The 8,763-nt window shown below is 69.9% G+C and carries 9 protein-coding genes; 6 read left to right on the top strand and 3 right to left on the bottom strand.

Annotated elements, in window-relative coordinates; genetic code table 11:
• The first annotated feature begins 239 nt into the window (after positions 1 to 239).
• The 6 genes from E1218_RS33260 to E1218_RS33235 all read left to right on the top strand — a co-directional run bounded on the left by E1218_RS33260 (position 240) and on the right by E1218_RS33235 (position 5,639).
• Positions 240 to 1,025, top strand: a complete 786-nt coding sequence (locus E1218_RS33260; protein ID WP_132327016.1) for a PrsW family intramembrane metalloprotease — start codon at positions 240 to 242, stop codon at positions 1,023 to 1,025.
• A 34-nt stretch (positions 1,026 to 1,059) separates the two neighbouring features.
• Positions 1,060 to 1,683 carry a helix-turn-helix transcriptional regulator gene (locus tag E1218_RS33255; RefSeq protein WP_132327015.1) on the top strand — a complete coding sequence of 208 codons (624 nt, stop codon included), beginning with the start codon at positions 1,060 to 1,062 and terminating at the stop codon, positions 1,681 to 1,683.
• The gene (locus tag E1218_RS33250) at positions 1,667 to 2,797 is read left to right on the top strand and encodes an aminotransferase class I/II-fold pyridoxal phosphate-dependent enzyme (RefSeq protein WP_132327014.1); all 1,131 of its coding nucleotides are present in this window, start codon (positions 1,667 to 1,669) and stop codon (positions 2,795 to 2,797) included. Before E1218_RS33255 ends, E1218_RS33250 begins: the two co-directional genes overlap by 17 nt.
• The gene (locus E1218_RS33245; protein WP_132327013.1) at positions 2,794 to 3,693 is read left to right on the top strand and encodes an ornithine cyclodeaminase family protein; all 900 of its coding nucleotides are present in this window, start codon (positions 2,794 to 2,796) and stop codon (positions 3,691 to 3,693) included. The genes E1218_RS33250 and E1218_RS33245 overlap by 4 nt, the downstream gene beginning before the upstream one ends.
• Positions 3,694 to 3,778: 85 nt before the next feature.
• A complete protein-coding gene (locus E1218_RS33240; RefSeq protein WP_233712641.1) occupies positions 3,779 to 4,162 on the top strand; it encodes a hypothetical protein in 384 nt (127 codons plus the stop codon).
• Between the two features lie 358 nt (positions 4,163 to 4,520).
• Complete coding sequence (locus E1218_RS33235) at positions 4,521 to 5,639, top strand: endonuclease (RefSeq protein WP_233712640.1); 1,119 nt, start codon at positions 4,521 to 4,523, stop codon at positions 5,637 to 5,639.
• Here the strand turns inward: E1218_RS33235 and E1218_RS37885 are convergent.
• Genes E1218_RS37885 through E1218_RS33220 form a run of 3 tightly spaced genes read right to left on the bottom strand, consistent with a single transcriptional unit; the run spans position 5,622 to position 8,716 of the window.
• The gene (locus E1218_RS37885; protein WP_132327012.1) at positions 5,622 to 7,445 is read right to left on the bottom strand and encodes a hypothetical protein; all 1,824 of its coding nucleotides are present in this window, start codon (positions 7,443 to 7,445) and stop codon (positions 5,622 to 5,624) included. The genes E1218_RS33235 and E1218_RS37885 overlap by 18 nt on opposite strands.
• Positions 7,430 to 8,185: an ABC transporter ATP-binding protein gene (locus tag E1218_RS33225; protein ID WP_132327011.1), complete on the bottom strand. Its 756-nt coding sequence runs from the start codon at positions 8,183 to 8,185 to the stop codon at positions 7,430 to 7,432. The genes E1218_RS37885 and E1218_RS33225 overlap by 16 nt, the downstream gene beginning before the upstream one ends.
• A 60-nt stretch (positions 8,186 to 8,245) precedes the next feature.
• Positions 8,246 to 8,716 (bottom strand): EVE domain-containing protein, encoded by a 471-nt coding sequence (locus E1218_RS33220; protein WP_165949527.1) that lies wholly within the window; start codon positions 8,714 to 8,716, stop codon positions 8,246 to 8,248.
• Between the last annotated feature and the right edge of the window lie 47 nt (positions 8,717 to 8,763).

Here is an 8,763-nt window from a genome sequence, read left to right as displayed (position 1 = left end):
GGGGCATCATTCTCCTTCAGAGGCTTAGGGCAGGCGCACCTCTTCTTTCGAAAGAGTTTGCAATCCGGTCACGGAGATCCGCCTTGTCCATCACTGCCGTCTCTGCGACATGGCGCAACCGCGCCATACTTGTGGCCTCGCCTCCGGCTCGGCGGGTCATGGCCCTTGGCTCCCGGCCTTCCCTCGTCGCTCCGGTCGCTGCGCTCCCTACACTCCTCAATCCAGGCCGGGAGGGGCCCATGACCGCACAACAACTGGCTCGCAGGTGGGCCTGGGCGGGGACCTTTCTCGTCGGCGCGGCGTTGTACCTGGCCGTTCTCGCGGTCCTCACCGACACCGGGAACCCGAACCTCTTCCCGACGATGATCCTGCTCGGGGCGCTCGTCGTACCGCTGACGTTCGTGACGTTCGCCGCCGGGCGGTCCGGGCGCTGGCTGATCGACGGGCCGACGCTCGGCGGGTGCCTGTTGTTCGGCGGCGTCGTCGGGGTGGTGGTCGCGGGCCTGCTCGAGTACGACGCGATGCGCCGGCTCGGCACGTTGCCGATGGTCGGGGTGGGGCTGATCGAGGAGGCGGCCAAGCTGGTCGTGCCGGCGGTCCTGGTGCTGTTCTTCGGGCACCGGTACCGGACCTCGATCGGCCGGGGGATCATCATCGGGGTCGCGGTCGGCACCGGCTTCGCCGTCCTCGAGACGATGGGCTACGCGTTCGTCGCGCTGCTGCAGTCGAACGGCAACGTCGGCGCGGCCGAGGAGACCCTGTTCATCCGCGGCCTGCTGTCGCCGGCCGGGCACGCGGCCTGGACCGGGCTGGCGTGCTGGGGTCTGTGGCGGTTCGTGACCGCGCCCTCCGGCCGCCACTTCGCTTTCTTCGTCGGCATGTACGCCCTGGCCGTCGCCCTCCACTCCACCTGGGACGCCATCGGCGGCACCGTCACGTACGCCGTCGTCGGCGTCATCTCCGTCGGCCTGCTCCTTCTCGGCCTGAAGCGTGCCCAACGCCACGACAGTCCCATTATCGTGTAGACGAATCGTCTAGCGTGGACGTATTGTCCAGACCATGAACCCTGAGCAGCTCGCGCCGATCGGGGACGCGCTGGCGCGGTTGCTGTCGCCGCATGCGGAGGTCGTTCTGCACGATCCGGCGACCGACGAGGTGGTCGCGATCTGGAACCCGCTGTCCGGCCGCCGGCCTGGTGACCCGTCGCTGCTCGGCGAGCTGGACGAACTGTCCACCAGCGGGCCGGACGTGTACGGCCCCTACCCGAAGGTGCTGCCGGACGGACGCCGGCTGTCCAGCGTCAGCGCGGTCATGCGGGACGAGGACGGCACACCGGCGTACGTGTTCTGCGTGAACGTCGACCGGACCGCGTTCGAGGAGGCGAGCCGGCTGCTGGCCGCGTTCGCCGCGCCGGTGGCCGGGCAGCCGCGGGCGCTGTTCGAGCACGACTGGTCCGAGACGCTCAACGAGATCGTCGCCGCCTACGTCCGGGAACGCGGGCAGCCGGTCGAGCGGCTGAGCCGCGACGACCGGGTCGAGCTCCTCGGCCGGCTGGACGCCGCCGGCGTGCTGAGCCAGCGGCGGTCCGTGCCGACGGTCGCCCGGGCGCTGCGGATCTCGCGGTCAGCGCTCTACCAACTCCTCGGCCAGACCCGGAAGGAGTCGCATGCCGACCCTGCCTGACTTCCGCCTGGAGACGTACTTCGCCCGCTGGGAGTTCACCGCCCGCTACCACCTGACCGCCTCTGACGCGCAGACGATCGGGATGGCCGAGCTCGTGGGCCTGGCGGACGACGACGGCCGCGAGCGCTGGGAGTCGCTGGCGCTGGGGTACACCGAGACCCGCGGGCTGCCGGCGCTGCGGGAGGAGATCGCGTCGACGTACGAGAACGCGTCCGCGGACGACGTACTGTGCTTCGCCGGCGCCGAGGAGGGGATCTACCTCGCCATGCGGACGCTCCTGGAGCCGTCCGACCACCTCGTCGTCCTCACACCGAACTACCAGGCGGCCGAGACGGTCCCACTGGCCGTCTGCGACGTCACCGGCGTCGCGTTGCGGGCCGAGGACGGGTGGGCTCTCGACGTCGACGCCGTCGAAGCCGCCGTGCGGCCGAACACCCGGATGGTGTCGGTCAACTTCCCCAACAATCCCACCGGCGCGGTGCCCTCGCGGGAGGCCTGGCTGCGGTTGGTCCGGCTCTGCGACGACCGTGGAATCACGCTCTTCAGCGACGAGGTCTACCGCGGACTCGAGCTCGACCGCGATCCGTTGCCACAAGCAACGGACCTCTCCGGTACCGCGCTCTCGCTGAACGTGCTGTCGAAGGCGTACGGCCTGCCCGGACTGCGGATCGGCTGGATCGCCTGCCGGGACCGGGCCGTGCTGGACAAGCTCGAACGCGCCAAGCACTACACCACCATCTGCAACTCCGCACCCAGTGAGGTGCTGGCACTGATCGCCCTGCGTGCCCGTGACCGACTGCTCGAACGGAACCGCGCGATCGTCCGCGCGAACGTCCCGGTCTTCACCGAGTTCTTCGCCCGCTATCCGGAGCTCTTCGAGTTCACGCCGCCCGCCGGCGGGTGTGTCTGCTTCCCGCGCTACCTCGGGGCCGACGGGGTCGAGACGATGTGCGCCGAGCTCGTGGAACAGGCCGGCGTACTGCTGCTGCCGGCCGGCATCTACAGCTCCGCGCTGACCGAGACCCCGGCCGACCGCTTCCGGGTCGGTCTCGGCCGGCGCCATCCCGGACTGGCCCTGGCCGTCTGGGCCGACTGGCTGGAGAAGCGCTCGTGACCCTGCCCGTCCTGGGCCTCCCCGAGATCAGCCGGGCCGCCACCGCGGACCTGGTCTTCGCCGCCGTCCGGGACGCGTTGATCGCCCACGCCGAGGGACGGACGTCGGTCCCGCCGCCGATGGTGCTCGACTTCCCGGCCCACTCCGGCGACTGTCACGTGAAGGCCGGGTACGTCGAGGGTGCGCCGTACTTCGTCGTGAAGGTCGCGAGCACGTTCGCGTCGGTCAACAACGGGGTGATGTTGCTCGTCGACGCGACCACCGGCGCGCCTGCCGCCGTACTCGCCGACGAAGGCAAGCTGACCGCCTGGCGTACGGCGGCCGCGGGAGCGCTGATCACCGACGCGATGACACCTGCCGACGTGGACGAGGTCGCCGTACTGGGGACCGCCGAGCAGGCCCGGCTGCAGGTCGAGTGGCTGCGGAAGCTGCGCCCGCTGCGCCGGGTGAAGGTCTGGGGTCGACGGCCGGTGGCGGTGCGGGAGCTGTGCGCGGTGTTCGCGGCGGACGGGCTGGACGCCCGGCCTGACGGCTTGGACGGCGCCGGCTGCGTCGTCGCCACGACGTCGGCCCGCTCGGCGTTGCCGGCTGAGGCGTTCCGGTCCGCGATCCACATCACCGGCATCGGCACCGACATGCCCGGGAAGGGCGAACTGCCTGTCGAGGTCTTCGCGGATGCTCTGGTCGCGACCGACGACCACGGCCAATGCCTCGACCACGGCGACTTCGGCAACGCCGTCCGTTCGGGCGTCGTCGCGGACGACGTGGACCTGCCGCTCGGCGCCGTACTGCGCGACGGCATCGACCGCGACCGCCGCTCGGTAGCCGACCTGACCGGCATCGGCGCGGCCGACGCGGCGGTGGCTTCCGCCGTACTCGATCGGCTGCGGCACTAGGCGTCGGGGAAGGTCAGCCTAATCGTGATCCGGTAGCGATCGCCGCGGTCGATGGCACGAGACGGCCGCGATCCGGATCCGCTCGATGCACATCGGTGCGCCGTCGACGATCCGCAGCTGGAACACGTACAAGGTCGACCCGTTCGACGGCTGGCGGATCAGCGCCGCACGCCGGTGGAGCCACGCCGCTTGGCACATGCTGGTGGCGACAGTCGCGGACGGCCACGTGAAGTACTACATCGACGACGGCAACGGCCACACCGTCTATCCGCGGCGGGCGATGACGCTGAACTACAACCAGTGGTTCATCGACCTGGACGTGCACTCCGGCGGACGGAGCAGCTATGTCCAGGCCGCCGACTGGGTCTACTACGCGAAGAACGAAGTGCTGACGCCGACCGAGGCGGTCGACCGCGTGAACGCCTACCGCTCGGCCGGGGCGACGCATGCGAACACGATCAACTGCTGACGCAGTGACTGGTCAGTAGGGTGAGATGAGCTGTGGACAACGGGTGCTGGACTGAGTACGGTCCGTTACGGCGTCCGCACCACGCCACCCGCCGGAGGGGCCTAGCCCTTCCCCTTGTCGGTGAGGTGCTGCCCGCCAGTAGCGCCTCACTGGTGGATGGGCAGAGCAGCCCGCGGCAGCTCGTCGCGGCCTGATGGGGGCCCATACACCTAGGTGGGGCGGCGAGCGGCACTCACACGCTCGCCGCCCCACCGACTCAACTCTTCACTCCTCGTTTCCCGCGCGGATGTTCGGCGGCCCGGCGAGCCGGGCAGACTGACTGGCGACGCAGTGGTCCCAACCGCCCCTGGGAGATGCCGTGCTTCGTTGTCCACGTCCCGCGCTGCTGGTGACCGTCGTCCTGGCGTTGCTCGGCTTCGGGATCACGCCGTCGTCCGCCGCCACCCCGATCGCGGTCAGTACGGCGATCGGCCGGCAGGACGGCTCCACCGCGACGGTCGAGGGGTACGTCGTCGGCCAGCCGACCGCCACCAACACCGTTGTCCGGAGCAACTTCCCGAACGACTACGCGCTCGCACTGGCGGACTCGGCGTCGCAGACCGGTACGTCGTCGATGCTGTACGTCCAGATCACGTCGGCGTTCCGGTCGTCGTACGGGCTGCAGAGCAACCCCGGGCTGCTCGGGAAGAAGATCACCGTCACCGGTGCGCTCGGCGCGTACTTCTCGCACGCCGGCCTGAAGAACACCACGGCGTTCAGCGGCGGCGGTACGACGGATCCCGGACCGGATCCGGGTGACTACTACGCCGGGACCGAGGGCAAGACCGGTGCGGCCCTGAAGGCGGCACTGCACTCGATCATCGCCGACCAGACGAAGCTCAGCTACGACCAGGTCTGGAACGCGCTCAAGGACACCGACCAGGACCCGGCCAACCCGAACAACGTCATCCTGCTGTACTCCGGCCGGTCGCAGAGCAAGTCCACCAACGGCGGCGACCCGAACGACTGGAACCGCGAGCATGTCTGGGCCAAGTCCCACGGCGACTTCGGCACCGCGACCGGACCCGGCACCGACATCCACCACCTGCGCCCCGAGGACGTCTCGGTGAACGCGGCCCGCGGCAACCTCGACTTCGACAACGGCGGCTCAGCGGTCGCCGAGTGCTCCGGCTGCACCGCCGACGGCGACTCGTTCGCCCCGCGCGCCGCCGTCCGCGGCGACGTCGCCCGGATGATCTTCTACATGGCCGTCCGCTACGAGGGCACCGACGGCTTCGCGGACCTCGAGCTCAACAACGACGTCGGCAACGGCAGCGCTCCCTACATGGGCAGACTCGCCGTCCTCAAAGCCTGGTCCGCCGCCGACCCACCTGACATCGTGGAGAAGCGCCGCAACGACATCATCCACACCACCTACCAACACAACCGCAACCCCTTCATCGACCACCCCGAATGGATCTCATCCATCTGGCCGTGACGCCTTCTTGGCATTGAGGTAGGTGAGGGCGCCGTAGGCGTACATGGTCAGGCCGAGGGTGGCCATGAGGGTGATGACGGGCCAGCGCCACCGGGAATCCAGGTGGAGGGCCAGGAACCAGGACTTGGTGTCGTTGTTGCCGGTGAGTTTGAAGACGGCGGGGACGACGGCTTGGGGGAACAGGGGGATGGCGCCGAAGCCCAGGCAGAAGTTGGCGAGGTTGCGGCGCCAGCGGGGGAACTCGGCGAGGGCCGCGGTCTTCTTGGCCTGTTCGGTGGTGGAGCGGCCGTGACGGAGAAGGGTGAGGAGTTCAGGGCCGCGCTGCTCGAGGCGGTCCGCCGCGACGCGGCCCAGGTACCACCAGGCCAGTACGCCGCTTGCCACGCCGACGGGGACACCCCACCAGGACCAGGCGAGGGCAGCGACGAGGGCAGGTCCCGCGGTGAGTGACACCAGGATGAGCATCACCCAGACGATGCCCATCGTCTCGCCCTCGTTCTCACCCGAGTTGAGCGGGTTGCCGGACCGCTTGTGAGCGTCGGTCGTCGGCACGGCGGCGAACACGGACGTCGCGACGACCAGTCCGGCGGCGCCACCCAGGAGGGCCGGCAGCACGCTGAGCACGAGCGGCCAGGAGCTCGACGAGCCCGACCACCAGGTGAGTAAGACGGTGATGAGGACCGTCACCGGCCCGAACACCAGGAGGAACGCACGCTGACGGGCTCTGACGTCCGGTCCGGCCGACCCGGGAGTCATCAGCGTCGTCCAGAGCGCCGTACCGTCCGAGCCGTAGAGATTGGCCGACATGGAGCCGGCCATCACAAGCGCAGCCGGACCGGCCCACGGGAGCATGCCGTCCCACCCGACCGCGAGCGGCATCAGGCAGAAGAACAGTCCGTAGCAGACCGCGAAAACGGCTCGATGCGCGTAGAGCAGGTCCCGGGTCCAGGAGCGGACTTCCTTGGCCGCAGCCGCGTCACGTGGACCAGAGCCGGTCAGCAGCCGCCGTGGCTTGCGTCCGGTCCGGCTGGCCGTCGTACGTCGTACCAGCAGCGTGGACCAGGCCGCGAACATCACCACAGCCAGTACGGCGAGACCAGCGACTGCCAGCAGCACCCGGAGCCAGTCACCGCCTCCAGCCGCGTCTACGGCGACCAGACCCCAGCCGGACGGCGCGAACCGAGCCGCGGACGCCATGGTTCCCTGCACGTCGGTCGACACGAACGCGGCGATCAGCGCCCACCCCTGCGCGCTGAACGCCAGGATGAACGCGTTGACGACCGCCGCGAGTACGGCACCCGACCGCACCTGCAGCAGTACGCCGTACACCGCGACAGCCAGCCTGGACGCCAGCACGAAGCACAGCAGTTGCAGCACGACAACCGGCAGCGCCACGAGCGCCACAGGGACCGACAGCTGAGCACCGAGAACCACCAGACTCAGCAGCGCCAACAGACTGATCACCGGCGCGACACCGGCCAGCGCGGCGCTGAGAAGACCGGCAGACAGCGTGCGCGGCGTGAGCGGGAGCATGCTGAAGTACTCCGGCTTCAGCGTCTCGTCACCGCCACCGGCGAACAGCGGCCCGACGACCCAGCCGAGCATCCACACCGCGAGCGCCACGAGGAGCAGATCCTGGTCACCCGTGGCGGCGACCCAGATCGTTCCGCCGGCGAGCACCAGGCCGAGCAACGCACCGGTGCCGATCCAGCTCACCCGGCTCTGGTCCTTCAGCGCGTGCCGGAACGCCGCCAGCCGCATCCGGACCAGCGTCTGCGAGGTGGCGTAGGTCAGGCCGAGAGCCATGACAAACCCTCCGCACCACGGGTCGACGCCCCGACCAGCGACACGAACGCGTCCTCCAGGCTGCCGCCCGCCCGTACCTCGGAAACGGTGCCCGTAGCAACGACCTTCCCGTCGGCGACGACCGCCACCCGGTCGCACAGCTGCTCGACCAGTGCCATCACGTGACTCGACATCACCACCGAGCCACCGCCGGCGATGAACCTGCTCAGGATCGTCCGGATCGTGGCCGCCGACACCGGGTCGACCGCCTCGAACGGCTCGTCCAGCACCAGCAGCCGCGGCGCGTGCAGCAGCGCGACGGCCAGCCCGAGCTTCTTCCGCATCCCGGTGGAGTAGCCGATCACCTGCTTGTCGTCCTCGTGGTCGAGCTCGAGCACCTCGAGGAGTTCCGTCGTACGGCGCGAGACCTCGTCCGCCGGCAGTCCGCGGAGCAGCCCGAGGTAGGTGAGCACCTCACGCCCGGTCAGCCGCTCAGGCATGCCCAGCCCGTCCGGAAGTACGCCGACCCGCGCCTTCGCCCGGGCCGGCTCCGCCCACACGTCGACCCCGAAGATCCGGGCCGTCCCGGCGTCCGGCCGCAGCAACCCCACCGCCATCGACAGCGAGGTCGTCTTCCCGGCCCCGTTCGGCCCCAGCATGCCGAAGAACGACCCCTTCGGCACCGCGAGACTGAGATCGTCGACCGCCGTCTCGTCCCCGAAGACCTTGGTCAACCCCACCAATTCGAACGCCTGCTCCATGCCCGCACTGTCTCACCCCCAAGCGGGCCGAGGCGTCAATCTCGCGGCGGACCCGGGTAGTCAGCTACTGGTCGGAGGTCGCTCGCGATCCGGCCACGGCGGCAGCAGCGGCAGCAGACGCGCCAACTGCTCCTTCGACACCCACGACGGATTCGACCCCTGCGGCAACCGCTGCACCTCGAGCTGGGTGATCCCGGCCGCCACGAGCTCACCGGCCGGCACGCCCTGCCCGAGAACGACCAGCTCCACCGGTACGACGAGCTTCGCGGGCGCGTGGTCGTCGACCGATGGCTCCCGGTCGACCGGCCCGGTCACGGTACCCAGCCCCCAGATCCCACGGACCATCCGCCGCCCGTCGCCGGACACCCACAGGATCACCTTGTCGCCCCGAGCCATCAACTCGGACCGGTACCCCGGGACCACACACCAGGACTCCGCGACCCCGCCCGCCCTGGGCAGCTCGAACCCCGTCGCCGGGTTCCGCTTCAACAACCAGGCCCCGAGCTCGTCCCTGCTGATCCTGCGAGCCACCCGACCCGTTCTACCACCCACTGCCCAGACCCCGGCCCACCTTCCCC

The organism is Kribbella turkmenica (assembly GCF_004348725.1).
Taxonomy (GTDB): Bacteria; Actinomycetota; Actinomycetes; order Propionibacteriales; family Kribbellaceae; genus Kribbella; species Kribbella turkmenica.
This window is presented reverse-complemented; position numbering and strand designations above follow the sequence as displayed.

Excerpts from the sequence above, each read along its gene's own strand:
- E1218_RS33225 (WP_132327011.1), bottom strand. The coding sequence starts at position 8,185 with ATGGAGCAGGCGTTCGAATTGGTGGGGTTGACCAAGGTCTTCGGGGAC.
- E1218_RS33240 (WP_233712641.1), top strand. The coding sequence starts at position 3,779 with ATGCACATCGGTGCGCCGTCGACGATCCGCAGCTGGAACACGTACAAG.
- E1218_RS33255 (WP_132327015.1), top strand. The coding sequence starts at position 1,060 with ATGAACCCTGAGCAGCTCGCGCCGATCGGGGACGCGCTGGCGCGGTTG.
- E1218_RS33250 (WP_132327014.1), top strand. The coding sequence starts at position 1,667 with ATGCCGACCCTGCCTGACTTCCGCCTGGAGACGTACTTCGCCCGCTGG.
- E1218_RS37885 (WP_132327012.1), bottom strand. The coding sequence starts at position 7,445 with ATGGCTCTCGGCCTGACCTACGCCACCTCGCAGACGCTGGTCCGGATG.
- E1218_RS33260 (WP_132327016.1), top strand. The coding sequence starts at position 240 with ATGACCGCACAACAACTGGCTCGCAGGTGGGCCTGGGCGGGGACCTTT.